This window comes from Bradyrhizobium oligotrophicum (assembly GCF_051168495.1).
GTDB lineage: Bacteria > Pseudomonadota > Alphaproteobacteria > Rhizobiales > Xanthobacteraceae > Bradyrhizobium > Bradyrhizobium oligotrophicum_A.
Genome location: NZ_JBNPVB010000009.1, coordinates 170,850 through 188,206, shown reverse-complemented (window position 1 = coordinate 188,206; position 17,357 = coordinate 170,850). Strand labels below are relative to the sequence as shown.

Sequence of the window (17,357 nt, the reverse complement as noted above, 5' to 3'; positions counted from 1 at the left end):
AGCAAGGGCGGCAGAGCGATCTGCCGCCCTTTTGCTTGTGCGCAGTCGCTCATCGGGCCGTCCGCGTGCCGGTGTCATCGATACGATCGGGCCAGGGCGCCGGCCAACGGAGGTCGGTCCGCTCGGCTACTCGGCACCGCCGGCCGGAGCCTCCGCGGTCGTTCCGGTCGGCCGCAGCGAGAACCGGTCGCCGTCCCCAATCAGCTCGACCTTGCGGTCATGGAACTCGTGCAGGGTCGAGCGGTGGCCGATCGAGACCACGGTGGTCTGCGGCAGCCGCTCGGCGATGACGCGGTAGAGCCGGGCCTCGCTGGGCTCGTCGAGCGAGGCGGTGGCCTCGTCGAGGAACAGGAATTGAGGCTGATGCAGCAGCGCGCGAGCGATCCCCAGCCGCTGCTGCTCGCCGAGCGACAGCATCCTGTTCCAATGCCCGTCCTCGTCCAGCCGGTCGGCCAGCTGCGGCAGGCCGACGGCCACTAGCGCCTCCTTGACCTGCTCGACACCGTAGGCGTCCGCCGCCGCGGGATACACGATCGCCGCCCTGAGCGGGCCGATCGGGAAATAGGGCCGCTGCGGCAGCATCATCAGCTTGGCATGGGCGGGAACGCTGATCGCGCCGCTGCCGAATGGCCACACCCCGGCGATAGCGCGGAACAGCGTCGACTTGCCGGCGCCGGACGGCCCGGTGAACAGGGTCCGCTCGCCGTTGCCGATCCGGAAATCCTCGGCCGCGATCAGCGGCAGGCCATTCGGCAGCTTCAGCAGCAGCTGGCCCAGATTGATCGTGTCTCCTGCATGGCTGACGACGTCGATCGTCTGCGGCTCGCTGGAGAGCGACATGGCACTGTCGATCGACATCTCGAAACCGTCGAGCCGGGCGACCGTCGAGCGCCAGTCGGCGAGCGTGCGATAGGCCGAGATGAAGAACGACAGCGCGCCCTGGACGCTCGAGAAGGCCGAGGCCGTCTGCATCAGGCTGCCCAGCTGGACCTTCTTGCTGAAATAGGCCGGCGCGACCAGGAGATAGGGAAAGATCACGGCGGCCTGCGAATAGCTGCTCGTGAACGCCGTCAGCCGTTTTGTCCGGCTCATGATCTGATACCAGTTGCCGACCACGCTGCCGAACCGGTTCAACAGCAGGCTCTGCTCGGCGCCTTCACCGCGCAACACGGCGATCTGCTCGGAGTTCTCGCGGACCCGGACCAGGCTGAAGCGGAAATCGGCCTCGAAGCGCTGCTGTTCGAAATTGAGATTGACCAGCGGCGAGCCGATCCAATGCGTCAGCGCGGTGCCGAGGATCGCATAGAGCAGGGCGGCCCAGACCAGATAGCCGGGAATTTGATATTCGAGGCCGAACAGCGTGAGCGGCGCCGCTTCGGACAGGCCCCAGAGAATGACGACGAACGAGCCCAGCGTCACGATCGAGCTCAGCAGGCCGACGGTGATGGCGAGCGTCTGTTCGATGAACTGCTTGACGTCCTCGGCAATACGCTGGTCCGGATTGTCTGCGGCGTCGCCCTTGAGCTGCATGCGGTAGTGATTGGCGCCGCTGAGCCAGCGGCGGAGATAGGTCTCGGTCATCCACTGCCGCCAACGGATCTGCAGCCACTGGTTAAGATAAAGCTGATAGATCGACAGGACGATGAAGCTCGTGGCGAGCACCACGAAGACGCCGATCTCCCAGATGAAGCTGTCCCAATTGTATTCCTGCAACGCGTTGTAGAAACGGTTCTGCCACTGGTTCACCAGCACGTCGATCGCGACCCGCGCCAGTTCGATAGCGATCACGGCGGCGAGCAGGGTGCGGCCGGCGACCTTGTCCTCGGAGCGGAAGTAGGGAATGGCGATGCGCCAGACGATGGCGACGGTCGAGCGCAGATTGTTCACAGAGAGGCTGCTCCTGAGCGAAGGTCTTAACAGTTTGAATGTATGAGAGAATTTCTCAGTCTTGGTCGGCTGTCTAGACTAAAGTCGTAAGATGCCCGGCGACCACCTGCTTGTCGGTCGCCTGTGGCAAACCGTAGCATGCGGCCGAGGAGAGGGACCCGCGGCCTTGCCAGATTTCGCGAGAATTTGAGCAGAGTTGGGCATTGCCGGTTTCGTGATCTCCTTTCTCGGCTTCTTGCCCGGCTGGGCCCGGGGCGAGGCAGATCTGGTCCGCCCCGCCGGACCGGGTCCAACAACAAGAACGTGGGGGGAGAAGTGACGATGTGGAATCAAATCTACGACCCGCTGGGGAGTTCGGCGCTGTCGACGCTGGCGGCTGCCATCCCGGTGGTGACGCTGCTGGTGCTGATCGCCAGCGGCAAAGTGAAGGCGCATATCGCGGCGATCATCGCTGTGATCCTGACCAACCTGATTACGATCTTCGTCTTCACGATGCCGGCCAACATGTCGCTGCGCGCCACGGTGCTCGGCGTCGTCACCGGCTTCTTCCCGATCGGCTGGATCGTGCTGAACGTCATCTTCCTCTACCAGGTCACGGTCTCGACCGGCCGCTTCGAACTCCTTAAGCGGGCCATCGGCGGCGTCACCGAAGACCGGCGCCTGCAGCTGCTGCTGGTCGCCTTCTCCTTCGGTGCCTTCTTCGAAGGTGCCTCCGGCTTCGGCACCCCGGTGGCGATCACCGGCGCCGTGCTGATCGGTCTCGGCTTCTCGCCGCTCGCGGCCTCCGGCCTGTCGCTGATCGCCAACACCGCGCCGGTGGCCTATGGCGCGCTGGGCACGCCGATCCAGGGCCTCGCCTCGGTGACGGGGCTGGATCCCTACATCCTCGGCGCGATGGTCGGCCGCCAGTTGCCGGTATTCTCGCTGATCGTGCCGTTCTGGGTGGTGTGGGCGTTTGCCGGCTGGAAAGGCATGAAGGACGTCTGGCCGGCGATCCTGGTCACCGGCGTCACCTTCGCGGTGCCGCAATTCCTGATCTCGAACTACATCAATCCGTGGATCGTCGACATCGGCGCCTCGCTGATCTCGATGGGCGCGCTGATCCTGTTCCTGAAAGTGTGGCAGCCTCGTCAGCTCTGGCTGTCGCCGGCACTGCGCGGCCGTGACGAGTCGGCGTCCACGATGGCGGCTGCGAAGCCGCTGGACCGTACGCCGCTGACGCAAGGCGAACTGTGGGGCGCGCTGCTGCCCTGGATCATCGTCTGCGTCATCATGCTGATCTGGGGCAACGGCGCCTTCAAGAGCTGGGCGAACTCGATCTTCACCTGGAGCTATCCGGTGCCCGAGCTCGACAAGCTGATCAACAAGATGCCGCCGGTGGCCGCGAAGCCGACGCCGGAGGGCGCGGTGTTCTCGTTCACCTATCTGACCTTCACCGGAACCGGCATGCTGATCGCCGCGATCATCTCCGGTGTGCTGATGGGCGTCGGACCCGGCCGGCTGATCGCCGAATATGGCCGCACCATCCGGCTCTGCGCGATCTCGCTGATCACGATCTCGGCGATGCTCGCAATCGGCACGCTGACCCGTCTGTCCGGCGTCGACGCCACCCTCGGCCTCGCTTTCGCGGCGACCGGCGTGTTCTATCCGTTCTTCGGCACCTTGCTCGGCTGGCTGGGCGTCGCGCTGACGGGATCGGATACGGCGTCGAACGTGCTGTTCGGCAATCTGCAGAAGATCACCTCCGAGCAGCTCGGCCTGTCGCCGATCCTGATGGCCGCGGCCAACTCCTCCGGCGGCGTCATGGGCAAGATGATCGATGCGCAATCGATCGTGGTCGCCTCGACCGCCACCAACTGGTACGGCCACGAGAGCTCGATCCTGCGCTACGTCTTCCTGCATTCGATCGTGCTGGCCTGTCTGGTCGGCCTGTTCGTCACGTTGCAGGCCTATGTCTACCCGTTCACGGCCATGGTGCTGAAGTAGCGCCGTCGTCTGAAACAAAATCCCCGCGTCGCGGCAGCGACGCGGAGATTGCTATGTTTGCGTCACATTTGTGGGAGAGCCGTGCAGGGCCAGCGCGAATCGTCGCCGATCGCGTTCCGACAGCTTGATGAGGGGGCATGCTCACGTTCAGACATTTCGCGGCCGGCTGCACCGCGGTTCTTCTGCTGGCACCACCGGCGCTCCGGCCGGCTTCGGCGGCAGAGGACTTTCCGTTCGGCATGGAGATGACGCTCGATGCGCTGCCGCAGCCGGGCTCGAAGCGGGTGCCCGATCTCGACATCGGCGACAAGGGCGACACCGTGCTGGAGCTCTGGTGCAAGGGCGGCAAGGGCCAGTTTTCGGTCGCCGGCAACACCATCGTGTTCATCGCCGGCAAGATCGAGGATCGCAACTGCCCCGCGGCGCGCGCCCAGGCGGATGACGAACTGATCGCAGCGCTGAGCGCGGCGACGAACTGGAAGCGCCAGGGTGACCTGATCACCTTCAGCGGGCCGAAGACGCTGCGCTTCCGGCTCAACACCAATTGAGAGGCGGCGGGATCGTGCTGCAGATTGTCGAAATCGCAGCATGATCTGACAACGCCGGAGCATGATCCGTCGGGAAAACGGATTTCCGATCTTCGTGATCATGCGTTCGGTCGAATCGGAGAGAGCTCCAACTCTCGTTCGACGCATATCTTTGCGCGAACCGACTCCGAGATTTTGCATACCAGGACACCACCGATCTACCATTCGGCGCGTCCGTCAATTTACGAAGACGTTTTTCCTATGAATGCTCTCCCGCCGATCGCGTCGGCATGATAAAGAGATGCAATTACAGATAGCAAATTAGTCGTCCTGATCAGCCAGAGGCGCTGGCAGATCGTCAATTTTTGAGGCCTGCCATGGCCAATGAAGACGGCGAGCACAGAAATCCGGATGGGTCGGATTCGCGGTTTGCTGATCCGCAGGTCACAGATCCGCAAATCAACGAACGCCAAACCGCGGATCTCCACGGGCCTTTCAAAGACCAGGACAACCGCGGTGGCGGCCAGCCGCCGCGCGAGACCGCCGCCGGCGCGTTTGTCGCAAGGCAGGCCCAGCGCGGCCGCGCCTTCGTCGCGCGCGGCCGTGATTTTGTTGCTGAGCAGGCCACGAGCGGCTGGCTAAAGCAGCGTTATGACAAGATCCCCACCCGGCAGATCGCCGGCATCGCACTGGCTTGTTTCGCGCTGAGCGCGGTGCTGCGCGGCCTGGGTATCGACAATGCCATCGTCAGTCTCATCAATTTCGTCACACTGCTTGCGATCTGCCTGCTGCTTCTCAAGCTTGGGCCCTGGTTCCGCAGCGAGTTTGCGCGGGCAATGCGGGCGATGTGGATGCCACTCGCTGTCACCATCGGTGCAGCCGCGCTGCTGTTCTATCAGGGACAAGGCCGGGATCTAGGCGTCGGGCTGCTGGGGGAGCGCTATTTCCAGATCTTCATGCTCTGCCCGATCCTGATCTATTGGGCGCTCAACAACTGGCATTCCGCGCGCCTCGGGTTGAACTACGAATTCGGTGAACTCACGGGCGAGGAATTCTGGGTGTTCTGGCCGCCGCGAGTGCTGGGCGTCTGCGCGCACATGGCGGCCGCGCTCAGTCTGGCACTCGCTGCGTGGAGCATCGTCACCGGTCCAGGCACAAACATGCCCAGCCTGGTGAACTGCCTCGTATTCGCGGCGCCGATCATCATTGCGCTCGTGACTTGGGCGATGTGGACCGTCGACGTCGCCTACCTCTCCAAGCGCAAGAAGCTGATCAAGCCGGACCGCGCCAAGCGGCATTTGTTGTGGATCATGGTCCTTGTGGTCGTCCTGCTGGGCGTCGTCGCCATTTTTGAATACGTCACCGAAGCAGTGACTGGCCTTACCTTGGCAACGCTATCGATCTCTGCATCGGCGGCGATCTTCCTGTTTTGCGTCAGCCGTGGACGCCGCACGTTCAATGCGGCTGCCGAAAGTCATGCCGATCTCACCCTCTATCTCATCATCCCCACAGTGCTGATCCTGCCTGTCGTGTGGTTCGCCCCGACCGTGGTTGGCAGTGCGCTTGGCTCGCTCAACGTCTGCTTCCTTGCCTTTGGCGCAGTGCTGGCGACGATCAACGGCATCGGTTGGTTCGGCACGTTCGTGGTGGAGGATATGAACGACAGGGCCCAGCGTTTCAAGTTTGCCGGGCAATGCATGCTGTTCTTGCTGCTGCTGGCTTCGCTCACTTCGATGATGCGCTCGTATCATCGCGTCCGCCTGTGCGCGACGAGCCCATGCGCGGCGGCTCCCGCCCCGTCGAAGGGCTGGCAGCCGATCCCCGACGTCGCCGCGAGGCCGGGCATCGCCGAGGCCGCGCTCGCCTGGTATGAGCAGGCCGACCGGCTTTATCACGAGGGCGGCAAGAACGCCGGCAAGCCGGTGCCGATGCTCATCATTGCAACCGCGGGCGGCGGCATCCGAGCGGCCTATTGGACGGCAACCGTGCTCGGTCGTTTGGAGGCCGACCTTGCTACGAAGGGCTTGCCGCTGGACAAGTTCGTCTTCGCCATCAGCGGCGTCTCCGGCGGCAGTGTCGGCGCAATGAACTACATCGCTGCGCGGCACTTCGGCGAACAGCCGACCGGCCATTTGCACGACGACTTTCTCGCCCCCGCCATCGCCAGCCTCGTATTCACCGATGCGCCCTCCAATTTCCTGCCCGATTTCGGGCAGTTCGATCGCGGCGCCGCGCTGGAGCTCGCTTTCGAGCGCGGCAGCAAGGGGCGGCTCAACCATTCCTTCCTCAGCTTTTTTCCGCGCCGCGAGGATCTGCAGACGAACTGGCGGCCGGCGCTTTTCCTGAACGCCACGCATCAGGAAACGGGCCGTCGCATCATCACGAGCAATCTCATGATCGAGAAGGACACCTTCCTGGACAGCTTCGACGAACTGAGCGTGCTGGCCTCCGACATTCGCGCCAGCACTGCCGCGCATAACAGCGCGCGCTTCACCTATGTGTCTCCGGCCGGTAAGCTTCTCGTCCGGACCGGTCAGGGGAAAGCCACCGAGACGATCAATCGTGGCTATGTGATCGACGGCGGATATTTCGAGAACTACGGTGCAGCGACTGCGCTGGAGCTCGCGCGAAATGCGCGCAGCGCTATCAGGCGGAAAGGCCATGAGGTCAAGCTCGTGGTGCTGCAGATCAGCAGCGATCCCGAACTCACCAAAGGCCGGACGCGAGTGCGGACGTTGGAGGAAGATGGGGCCTGCTTCCTCAGCACCGAAAGGGCTGGAGGAGTTGCGGCGGCAAACGAGTCGGTCCTACGCTTCAACGATGCCCAGATTGGTCTTTTTCCGCCTCGATGGAACACCAATGATGGCGAGGGCCCGGTCGTCTCGTTCATCAACGAACTGACCGCGCCGCTGATCGGGATCGCCGCTGTGCGCGAGGCACGCGGCCGGCTGGCCGCCGCGGCGTTGGCCTCCGCCATCTGCGCCGAGCGCAACACGATTTGGTTCACGCGAGACCCGCAGGTTACGGGTTCGAACGCGCGCCCGAACTCAAGCCTGACAGCCAGGGCCAGCCAGGCCGCGAGCGACAGCGCAAGCCAGACAAAATCGGAGCCTGATCTCACCGCCGCGGAGGCGCCGCATTTTTCACATCTTGCGATGTGCGCGATCTCGGACAACGTGGACCCGGCCGGCCGCCCCAAACCATCGATCGTGCCGCCATTGGGCTGGGTTCTGTCGAAGCCGCTGCGGGATAAGTTCCCAGCGATACTCGATGACTGCGGCAACGAGCGCGAACTCGCTCGCCTTGAAGCGGCGCTCGACTAACCGGAAATCTTCGACGGCATGGTCGTGATGTGCTCAGCCGAGACAGGCGCGAGCCGTCTGCATCCGGTGGGCGCGGGCAAAAACATCACAGTAAGCGCGTGAGGTGTGGGTGCGAAACGGGCGATTGCTGTTTCTCATGCGGGACGACGAACGTTCTGGACCGGCTCATCGTTGCCTTGTCCCTCGACGAGCCGAAGGACAAAGCGATCACCGGCGCGGCGGCGCTTCCCGGCTTTGCATCACGTTCAGCGCTGCAAAAGGACAGTGTGACAATGTCTTCGGCCGGGCAAAGCGCCCTCGATGCCCTGATTCAGGCACGCGTTGACGCTTATCTCGAGCGTGCTGGCCGCTAGGCACTCCCAGCATTGTTTGCAACGGCGCTGGGATTGGGCGGCTTCACTTCCAGACCGAGTTGTCTGCGTCCCAGCGCTTGGCCTTGAAGACCTTGGCCAGCTCGTCGATGGCGCCGCCATCGTCGCGCGTATCGCCTTCCTCGTCGCCTGACGATTCGTCCGACAGGACCAGCTTGGCCGCGGAGGCCTCGTCGATGGTGGTCGTCGTCGGGCTGCTGATCCACAGCATCAACGCGTCCGCGCCGCCCGGCTTGTCGGCCGAGACGAGGCCGGTGACCTCGATGACGTCGGTGAGTTCGAGCGCCGGCATCAACTGGCTCGGCCGCTTCAGGCTCAGCTTCAGCTTGCCGGTGATCGGGTTCCACACCGCGCTCGTCGGTTTGGCGCTGTAGGTCTTGGCCAGCACGTCGGAGATCGCGCCCGCCAGCTTCTCCCGGTTGATCTTGTCGCCGTCGCGCCAGTCGGTCGCGGCGAAGCGGATGGTGCGGTCCATTTCGACGGTGCCGGCGGTCCAGCCCGCCGTGACCACCCCGTTCATGGCCCGCGCCTTCGCGATCAACGCGCCGGCGCGCTCGGGATCGACGGTCACGCTGACGGTCTGCTCGCCCGCGCGCAAGGCATCGCAGGTCACGATCAGGCTGGAGAGCGACACCTCGACATCCTGGCCCTTCAGGCTCTTGAGGAAGTCTGTCACCGCCTCCAGCTTCAGGCGCACCGACACCGCCTCCGGCGAGACGTCGGTGAAGTCCTTCGGCTGGGCGCTGATGCCGTCGTCGGTCGACTGGCTCTCCAGGAACTCCTTTTCGCTGACGTCCGAATTGTCGGTCGACGCCACCTCGGTCACGCTCTTGCCGATCGTGATCTGGCCGCGGAACTCGAACGTGTCGCCGTTCGGCTTGCGGGTCAGCTTCACCGTGACCGGCTCCTTGGCGCCGTTGCTCTGGGTCGCGCCGGTCAAGGTCTGGCCGTTGGCGGTGAGGGTGACGACGAACCGGTCCTTGCGGTCCGAATTCTTCGCCACGGGATAGCAGACGTCCAGCGTGGCCGCGGTCACGGCCTTGCCCTGGCGCGTCTCCTTGAGGATCACGTCGGCATTGCCGTCCATCAGGCCGTCGATCGCGGTGAAATAGCGTATCTCGTTGGCGGGGGGCTTAGTCCCGCTCTTGGTCTGGGCCCAACCGAGTTCCGGCGCGGCCACTGCAATGACGGCCAGCGCAAGCAAAATCACGCGCATCTAAAAATCCTCGTGGGACTGAATCGGCCTCAAGCTGTAGCGCCGATTTGCCCTTGCTGCACCCCCGGTGCGGACACTCGGCCAAAAAGAAGGCCGCCCGGAGGCGGCCTTCTGAATGCGTCAGGTGGTATCGATGGACCTCAGAAGCCCATACCGCCCATGCCACCCATGCCGCCGCCGGCCGGCATCGCGGGAGCTGCTTCCTTCGGCAGCTCGGCGACCATCGCCTCGGTGGTGACCAGCAGGCCGGCGACCGACGAGGCGTCCTGCAGCGCGGTCCGGACGACCTTGGCCGGGTCGATGATGCCCTTGGCGACCATGTCGACATAGTCCTCGGTCTGGGCGTCGAAGCCGAAGGTCTCGGACTTCTCGTCCAGGATCTTGCCGACCACGATCGAGCCCTCGACGCCGGCGTTCTCGGAGATCTGGCGCACCGGAGCCTCGAGCGCCTTCAGCACGATGTTGATGCCGGCCTGGACGTCCGAATTGGCGTTGGTGATGCGGCCGACCGCCTTCTTGGCGCGCAGCAGGGCCACGCCGCCGCCGGGGACGATGCCTTCCTGAACCGCGGCGCGGGTCGCGTTGAGGGCGTCCTCGACGCGGTCCTTCTTCTCCTTGACCTCGATCTCGGTCGCACCGCCGACGCGGATCACCGCGACGCCGCCGGCGAGCTTGGCCAGCCGCTCCTGCAGCTTCTCGCGGTCGTAGTCCGAGGTGGTCTCCTCGATCTGCGCCTTGATCTGGCCGACGCGCGCCTCGATGTCGGCCTTCTTGCCGGCGCCGTTGACGATCGTGGTGTTCTCCTTGTCGATCACGACCTTCTTGGCGCGGCCGAGCATCTTGATCGTGACGTTCTCGAGCTTCATGCCGAGGTCTTCCGAGATCAGCTGACCGCCGGTCAGGATCGCGATGTCTTCCAGCATGGCCTTGCGGCGGTCACCGAAGCCCGGCGCCTTGACGGCCGCGACCTTGAGGCCGCCGCGCAGGCGGTTGACGACCAGCGTGGCCAGGGCCTCGCCCTCGACGTCCTCGGCGATGATCAGCAGCGGACGGCCCGACTGCACGACGGCTTCGAGCACCGGCAGCATGGCCTGCAGGCCCGACAGCTTCTTCTCGTGCAGCAGCACGTAGACGTCGTCGAGCTCGGCGGTCATCTTCTCGGCGTTGGTGACGAAGTACGGCGACAGATAGCCGCGGTCGAACTTCATGCCCTCGACGATGTCGACCTCGGTCTCGAGCGACTTGTTCTCCTCGACCGTGATCACGCCCTCGTTGCCGACCTTCTGCATCGCCTGGGCGATCATCTTGCCGATCGCGGCGTCGCCGTTGGCGGAGATGGTGCCGACCTGGGCGACCTCGGCGGAGGAGGCGACCGGCTTGGCGCGCTTCTCGATGTCCTTGATGACCGCGGCCACCGCGGTGTCGATGCCGCGCTTGAGGTCCATCGGGTTCATGCCGGCCGCAACCGCCTTGGCGCCCTCACGGACGATGGCCTGGGCGAGCACGGTCGCGGTGGTGGTGCCGTCGCCGGCCAGGTCGTTGGTCTTGGAAGCGACCTCGCGCAGCATCTGCGCGCCCATGTTCTCGAACTTGTCCTCGAGCTCGATCTCCTTGGCGACGGTGACGCCGTCCTTGGTGATGCGGGGAGCGCCGAAGCTCTTCTCGATGACGACGTTGCGGCCCTTCGGGCCGAGCGTCACCTTGACGGCGTTGGCGAGAATGTCGACGCCGCGCAGCATGCGGTCGCGTGCGTCGCCGGCGAATTTGACGTCCTTGGCTGCCATTTCAAATTTCTCCTGGAGTGGACCACGAAGGCCAGGGGCGTGACCGCCCGTCTGTAGCCTCGACGAGGTTGCAGAGCGCTATCGTCCAAGGCGGCAGGGCGCCGCCCTGGACGGTTGGGATCAGGCGACCACGCCCATGATGTCGGACTCCTTCATGATGAGGAGCTCCTCGCCGTCCAGCTTGACCTCGGTGCCGGACCACTTGCCGAACAGCACGCGGTCGCCGACCTTGACGTCGATCGGGATCAGCTTGCCGCTCTCGTCGCGGCCGCCCGGGCCGACGGCGACGACTTCGCCCTGCGAGGGCTTTTCCTTGGCGGAGTCGGGAATGATGATGCCGCCCTTGGTCTTCTCTTCGGCGTCGATGCGCTTAACCACGACGCGATCGTGCAGGGGACGAAACTTCGATTTAGCCATGACGGATCCCTTTGGGGGTGTTTCGGTAGGTTGCTGTCGGAGGAAATCTGAATCCGGCCACATTTGGCGCCCACGTGACACCAACTGACTCGCGGCCTTAGCAATCATGCCCTCCGAGTGCTAAAGACCGCTGCCGGAAATATGGCTTGGCGCCGATCCTGTCAAGCAAAGGCCGGCGGTTAAGCCCTTCTTGAGGCTGTTAGGGGATGTTGTCCCGGGCCAGACATGTTAGTGGAGCGGCGTCGCCATCCGACGTCGTTGCTCCGACGCGCTTTTTGCGCTTGGTTGCCGGACGGGGGCAGCCACGATCTTGTTCCTAAGGGGATGCCATGACGAGTCCACGGTGCGCGCGGCCGATCGCCAATCTCGGTATCGCGTCGACGCTCACGATCTTCCTGGGGGCGTGCGCCGGCGGCTTCAACCTGTCGCCGTCGACGCCTACGCAAACCGAGGCCCCGGTCGAGCCGGAGGTGCCGGCGACGATCCGGGCTGAAGATCTCGTGGGCAAATGGGGCCTTGCCGCCTACAACAATCCGAACGACCGCGCGCGAACCGAGAAGATGGCGCTGGCACAGTGCAGACAGCCGTATACGATCGGCGCCGGCTCGTCCGGCGGTGTCGTGATGCATCTGGCCGACCAGGCAACGCCGCAGGAACTGCGGCTGAAGGGTTCCGCCAGCGGCAAGAACTACATCGGTCCCGCCGGCCCTCCGGGCGGTGAGCAGGATCGCGAGGTCGTGTCGTTCGACGGCCGGGTGCTGATCACCCGTTTCATCGACAAGGACGCGGCGACCCGCTACCAGACGATGGTCTATGTCCGCTGCGGACCGCGCGCCTGAGATCCAGGCGCATCGTCCACTCCCTCACAGGATGAACGAAAAACGCCGGCGGTGACGCCGGCGCTTCATATGCTCTGATTGGCTTGACGGAGGCATTGCCTCGGCCGCTGAATTGGCCTCAGTTGAACATCGCGTCGATGTCGTCCTGTGAGGCGTGGCCGATGTCGCCTTCCGCCTTCGGACCGTTCAGCAGCCTGGCGTCGCCCTCGCGGGTGTCGACGATCGGCGGCACATGCGCCTTGATGGCGTCGACGCCGCCCCAGATGTCCATCATCACCACGATGTGGTGCTCGATGAACTTCATCGTGGTCATGACCTTGTTGATGCGCTGGCCGGTCAGGTCCTGGAAGTTGCAGGCCTCGAAGATCGAGACGACGCGCTCCTGGATGTCCTCGCTCAGGATCTTCTGCTGATCGGCCGAGTCCACCTTGGCAAGCGCGCTGGCGGCATTGTCGATCGCTTCGGCGGCCTCCAAAATCTGCTGGGTGGCCTGCTCGGTGCCACCGACGACCGCGCCGAGTTCGCCGTTGACCTTGGCCATCTCCTCGCCGTTGAAGCTCTTGGCATGGAGCGTCGCGATCTCGCCCTTGGTGCGGTTGATCGCGTCATGGATCAGGTCCAGCTCGACCTTCAGCTTCTCGCACTGCTCGATCTGAGCGCGATAGGTCTCGAGCAGAGCGCGCGCCTCGGCGACCTCACGTGCCGCCGATTCTTCGATGGCGGCGTTGGCATTGCTGTTTCCGCCGCTGCGGATGGCGTTGGCCATCTGGGCGCGGATCGCGCGGAGCTCGTCCATGATTTCCTTGTGGTTGGGGCCGATCTCGCCGCCCACGAACTCGGGCTCCGGCATATGGCCGACGATGGCTTCTTCGATACGGAAACGCTTGCGAACCGGCATGAGAGTGTCCCTGACCTTTTACTGACGTCAGTTCTACTCGGAGGCTATTTAACATCGCGTTCACGCCCGGGAACCGCGGTTGCACAACGCCCGCGTGCGCCGTGCATCGACGATTAACCATGCGGCCCGGGCCTTCATGCAAAATAAACGCTAGCGACCGAATCCGCCCCCATCCGGAGCGATGGTGAATCCCGCGGCGGTCTGCGTTTACCAAAGCGATCGGGTTTTGCTCTTTATTGACGATACGCGGCGGCCTCGAAGCCTCGCGCGACGAACAGTCTTCAGACGAAACAGTACAGAGTACGTCGATGTTCAGATCATTCTCCACAGCGCTGCTGGCCGGCGCATGCGTTTATTATGCAGGTCTGGCTCGGGCCGAGGCCCAGGGTTTTCAGCAGCCGACCGTGATCTATAGCGGCCCGCCGCAGCAGACGGCGCCGGTGCGCACCGCCTATGTCGAGCGCTCGCGCATGGGCGGCGGCTTCATCGAATTCCTGTTCGGCGATCCGCAAGGCGGGCGCGCCGTGCCGCAGTCGGGACAGCCGATGTACCAGCAGCAGCCGTCCTATTACGGGCCGCAGCCGTCGATGCCGGGCGCAGCAGCCCCGCAGGGATATCCGGACGAGGAGGCCTATGAGCAGACGCAGCGGCCGCTCGATCCGAAATACGAGAAACAGATCGTTGACTATGACGGCAAAGAAAGGCCGGGCACCATCGTCATCGATACACCGAACAAGTTCCTCTACCTGGTGCAGGGCGAGGGCCGGGCGCTGCGCTATGGTATCGGCGTCGGCCGTCCCGGCTTCACCTGGTCGGGCGTGAAGACGATCTCCGCCAAGCGCGAATGGCCGGACTGGACGCCGCCCGCCGAGATGCTCGCTCGCCGGCCCGATTTGCCGCGGCACATGGAAGGGGGACCGCAGAATCCGCTCGGCGCCCGCGCCATGTATCTGGGCTCGTCGCTCTACCGGATCCACGGCTCCAACGAGCCCTGGACGATCGGGACCAACGTCTCGTCGGGCTGCATCCGGATGCGCAACGAGGACGTGATCGACCTCTATGGACGCGTGAACGTCGGCGCCCGGGTGATCGTGCTCTGACGACCGCCGGCCCGACGGTGATCCTCACGCAAGAAGGCCGCCCACCGGGCGGCCTGCGCGATTTTCGGGCGTGATGAGGACGATGCGTCAGGCGTAGTCGCTGCCGCCGTCGTCATCGTTGCCATAGCCGTCGTCGGCGTCGAAATCGGCATCGTCGCCGTCATTGCCGCTATTGTCGGACGAGGCCTGGTCGAACAGGCCGGCACGGCCGCCGCCGTCGCCGGAGCGGCCGATATCGCCGAGGCCCGCATCCTGCGCCAGCGAGCCGCCGGACTGGTCGCCGCTCCACGGGCTGGCGCCGCCGCCCCGCTCTTCGATGATCGTGGTGTCGCCGAAGGCCTGGTGCTGACCGCCGCCCATCATGGAGCGGATGCCGCCGAGCAGCAGCGAACCGCCGACCATGCCGGCCGCCGCCGCTGCCGCCGTTCCGAGGAACGAGCCACCTCCGCCGCCGAACATGCCGCCGCGCGGCTGGCCGGAGCCGCCTTGATCATAAGGGCCGGGCTGAGCGGGATAACCGGGCTGGCCCTGATAGGCCGGCGGCATGGCCTGGCCGCTGTTCCACACCGGCCGGCTGGCCGATGGCGGCGGCACGTTGGGAACCGAGCCGCGGCTGTTCGAGCCGAAGATGCTGTCCCGCATCGAATCGAGGAAGCCGCCGGAGGGGGCCTGCTGCGGGGCCTGAGCGTGCTGCAGCTCCTCAATGCGGGCGTTGGCGCGCTTCAGGGCCTCGTCCTGCACCAGCACCGTCTGCACCAGCGCGTAGACGGCATGGGGTGCCTGCTGCAGCCCCTGGGAGATGGCGGCGGCAGCCTCGGGATCACGCGGCGCACTCTCCAACTTGGCGAGCCGGTCGAACAGATCGTCGATGAGTTGGCGTTCTTGCGGTGTCATGTGGTTCTCCTGCCGCTTGCCTTGTTCCGGCGAAGCGCGGCCAAGATTTAGGGGGACTTTGTGGTCCGGCCAGTCGGGCCGCGGATTAAATTTCCGTATGCGACAAAGCGTCAGTGAGTTTGCGAGGCACTTTCGAGCTTCACGCCGGCTGCGTTCAGGATGAAACGTCGCCGACAGGCGTTTGTTCGTCACCGGGGCAAAAGATCGGCTCAGGCGAGTGTCATCCGGCGCCGGTCCAGCAGTGCGGGGAAGTGCTCGCCTGCGAGATAGGCGTGCTCATGCTCGCGCTGCGCGGTCAACGGATCGAGCGCGACGAGGACGTCGTCGACGAAGCCGGGATGGCACATCACGAGCCCATGTTCGGGCAGTTCGTTCAGGAAACCGTCCATCAGGCTGCCGAAGTCGGACGCCCTGGTGAAGTCGTAGGCGCCGGCGAAGGCGGGATTGAAGGCGATCCCGGCGCGGCTGGCGTGACGGCGGAATTGCGCGCTGAGCACGTCGAGCAGCAGCGCCTTCGGCGCCCGCAGCCGCTCCGTCAGCGGCACGTTGCGGCCGCCCTGGCGCACCCAGGCCGACGGGGCCGCTTCCTTGACGGCGGCGAGGAAGCCCTCGCGCACCTGCGGATACAGCTGGGCATGCTGGTGGCCGTCGACGAAATCGGGCGCGCGGCCGAACAGCTCGCCGAACGCCGCCAGTTGCACCATCACCTCGGCGCGGATCATCTCGGGGTCGAGCCGGCGGGTCATCCCGGCGCGCAGCAGCTTGGGAAACGGCAGGAACATGCCGCCTTCAGCGGGACGGAAGTGCATCGTCAGCGGCCGGAACGGCGCGGTCAGCGTGACGTGCAGACCGATGGCGCAGCGCGGGCTGTCGGCCGCGACCTTGGTCAGTTCGCTGACCTCGTCGCGTCCGATCGCGGCGCCCACCGTCATCACCGAGGTCGCGTTCAAGCGGCCGCGCGCGATCAGGTCGCGGATGGCGCTGTTGACCCCGGGACTGATGCCGTAATCATCGGCGCACAGCCAGATGCGCCGGTGCGGCGCCTCGCTCATTCGGCGGCATTCCTCTCGGTGCCGTCGCTGCGCGCGTCGAGCGCGGCGCGCTTCTCGCTGTGCTCGGCGACGAAGTAGATCGGCCGCGCCTTCAGCTCGGAAAGGATCTTGCCGATATACTCGCCCATGATGCCGATCATGATCAGCTGCACGCCGCCGATCGTCATCAGGCCGACCATCAGCGAGGGATAGCCCGGCACCGATTTTCCGGTGGTGAAGGTCTCCCACAGAATCGAGAGGCCGAACAGGAACGCGCCCGACGCCAAGAGGATGCCGAGCAGGCTGGCGACGCGCAGCGGCGCCACCGAGAACGACGTCAGCCCCTCGATCGACAGGCCGAGCAGGCTCGTCACGTTGAAGGTCGTGACGCCGTGGGCACGGGCCGCGGGTTCGTAGTCGACGCGGATCTGGCGGAAGCCGATCCAGCTCGCCAGCCCCTTGAAGAAGCGGTTGCGCTCCGGCAGCTGGCGCAGCGCGGCCACGGCGCGCGGCGACAGCAGGCGGAAGTCGCCGGCATCCTCGGGGATCTTCTGCCGCGCACCCCAGTTGATCAGCGAATAGAAGCCGCGCACCGCGACGCGGCGCAGAAACGGCTCGTTGTCGCGATGCGCCTTCGCGGTATAGACGACGTCATAGCCGTCCTTGATCCAATGCGAGACGAGCTGCTCGACCAGCGCCGGCGGATGCTGGCCGTCGCCGTCCATGAACAGCACGGCGCCGCGCCGGGCGTGATCGAGGCCGGCCATCAGCGCCGCCTCCTTGCCGAAATTGCGCGACAGCGACACCACCTGGACGTCGAGCGCATCGGCCTGCAAGGCGCGGGCGATCGCGAGCGTGTTGTCGCGGCTGCCGTCGTCGACATAGACGAGCTCGCAGGCGAGGCCGAAGCGCTGCCGTAAAGTGTGGGCGAGGCCGTTCAGCCGCTCGTGCAGCGCCGTCAGTCCCGCGCCCTCGTTGTAGACGGGGATAACGATCGACAGCCCCTGCGACGCGGCGTCGGCCGCGGTCGTGGTCAGGTCGGACACGTCAGTTCCCAGCATCGCTCAGAGTCCTCGTTCTCCTG

The 17,357-nt window shown here is 65.1% G+C and carries 14 protein-coding genes; 6 read left to right on the top strand and 8 right to left on the bottom strand.

The annotated features are described in order from the left end of the window. Positions 1-126: 126 nt before the first annotated feature. Positions 127-1,887 (bottom strand): ABC transporter ATP-binding protein/permease, encoded by a 1,761-nt coding sequence (locus tag ACQR1B_RS18895; protein ID WP_434836066.1) that lies wholly within the window; start codon positions 1,885-1,887, stop codon positions 127-129. A gap of 321 nt (positions 1,888-2,208) precedes the next feature. Between ACQR1B_RS18895 and ACQR1B_RS18890 the strand changes: the two genes are divergently transcribed. The 4 genes from ACQR1B_RS18890 (at position 2,209) to ACQR1B_RS18875 (ending at position 8,076) form a co-directional block, all read left to right on the top strand. Next, positions 2,209-3,873 (top strand): L-lactate permease, encoded by a 1,665-nt coding sequence (locus ACQR1B_RS18890; protein WP_434836067.1) that lies wholly within the window; start codon positions 2,209-2,211, stop codon positions 3,871-3,873. A gap of 137 nt (positions 3,874-4,010) precedes the next feature. Beyond that, positions 4,011-4,421, top strand: coding sequence for an META domain-containing protein (locus ACQR1B_RS18885; RefSeq protein WP_434836068.1), 411 nt, complete (start codon positions 4,011-4,013; stop codon positions 4,419-4,421). 356 nt (positions 4,422-4,777) lie between these two features. Beyond that, positions 4,778-7,723 (top strand): hypothetical protein, encoded by a 2,946-nt coding sequence (locus ACQR1B_RS18880; protein WP_434836069.1) that lies wholly within the window; start codon positions 4,778-4,780, stop codon positions 7,721-7,723. Between the two features lie 176 nt (positions 7,724-7,899). After that, positions 7,900-8,076, top strand: coding sequence for a hypothetical protein (locus ACQR1B_RS18875; RefSeq protein ID WP_434836070.1), 177 nt, complete (start codon positions 7,900-7,902; stop codon positions 8,074-8,076). A 43-nt stretch (positions 8,077-8,119) separates the two neighbouring features. Here the strand turns inward: ACQR1B_RS18875 and ACQR1B_RS18870 are convergent, their stop codons facing one another. From ACQR1B_RS18870 to groES, 3 genes are all read right to left on the bottom strand, one after another. Then, the gene (locus ACQR1B_RS18870) at positions 8,120-9,310 is read right to left on the bottom strand and encodes a hypothetical protein (RefSeq protein WP_434836071.1); all 1,191 of its coding nucleotides are present in this window, start codon (positions 9,308-9,310) and stop codon (positions 8,120-8,122) included. A gap of 140 nt (positions 9,311-9,450) precedes the next feature. Then, complete coding sequence (gene groL / locus ACQR1B_RS18865) at positions 9,451-11,094, bottom strand: chaperonin GroEL (protein ID WP_434836072.1); 1,644 nt, start codon at positions 11,092-11,094, stop codon at positions 9,451-9,453. 120 nt (positions 11,095-11,214) lie between these two features. Continuing rightward, on the bottom strand, positions 11,215-11,511 hold the full coding sequence (gene groES, locus ACQR1B_RS18860; protein WP_008961387.1) for a co-chaperone GroES: 297 nt from the start codon (positions 11,509-11,511) through the stop codon (positions 11,215-11,217). A gap of 329 nt (positions 11,512-11,840) precedes the next feature. Here groES and ACQR1B_RS18855 point away from each other — a divergent pair, with 329 nt between their 5' ends. Next, entirely contained in the window at positions 11,841-12,350 is a 510-nt protein-coding gene (locus ACQR1B_RS18855; protein WP_434836073.1) for a hypothetical protein, read from the top strand. Between the two features lie 118 nt (positions 12,351-12,468). Here the strand turns inward: ACQR1B_RS18855 and ACQR1B_RS18850 are convergent, their stop codons facing one another. Then, on the bottom strand, positions 12,469-13,248 hold the full coding sequence (locus tag ACQR1B_RS18850; protein ID WP_434836074.1) for a protein phosphatase CheZ: 780 nt from the start codon (positions 13,246-13,248) through the stop codon (positions 12,469-12,471). Positions 13,249-13,556: 308 nt separating this feature from the next. Here ACQR1B_RS18850 and ACQR1B_RS18845 point away from each other — a divergent pair, with 308 nt between their 5' ends. Then, positions 13,557-14,348, top strand: coding sequence for a L,D-transpeptidase (locus tag ACQR1B_RS18845; RefSeq protein ID WP_434836075.1), 792 nt, complete (start codon positions 13,557-13,559; stop codon positions 14,346-14,348). 87 nt (positions 14,349-14,435) lie between these two features. On the opposite strand, the gene ACQR1B_RS18840 is transcribed toward ACQR1B_RS18845, so the two are convergent. The 3 genes from ACQR1B_RS18840 to ACQR1B_RS18830 all read right to left on the bottom strand — a co-directional run bounded on the left by ACQR1B_RS18840 (position 14,436) and on the right by ACQR1B_RS18830 (position 17,334). After that, complete coding sequence (locus ACQR1B_RS18840; RefSeq protein ID WP_434836076.1) at positions 14,436-15,242, bottom strand: DUF2076 domain-containing protein; 807 nt, start codon at positions 15,240-15,242, stop codon at positions 14,436-14,438. A 209-nt stretch (positions 15,243-15,451) separates the two neighbouring features. After that, positions 15,452-16,294: a ChbG/HpnK family deacetylase gene (locus tag ACQR1B_RS18835; RefSeq protein WP_434836077.1), complete on the bottom strand. Its 843-nt coding sequence runs from the start codon at positions 16,292-16,294 to the stop codon at positions 15,452-15,454. After that, complete coding sequence (locus ACQR1B_RS18830; RefSeq protein WP_434836078.1) at positions 16,291-17,334, bottom strand: glycosyltransferase family 2 protein; 1,044 nt, start codon at positions 17,332-17,334, stop codon at positions 16,291-16,293. Before ACQR1B_RS18830 ends, ACQR1B_RS18835 begins: the two co-directional genes overlap by 4 nt. Positions 17,335-17,357: the final 23 nt, after the last annotated feature.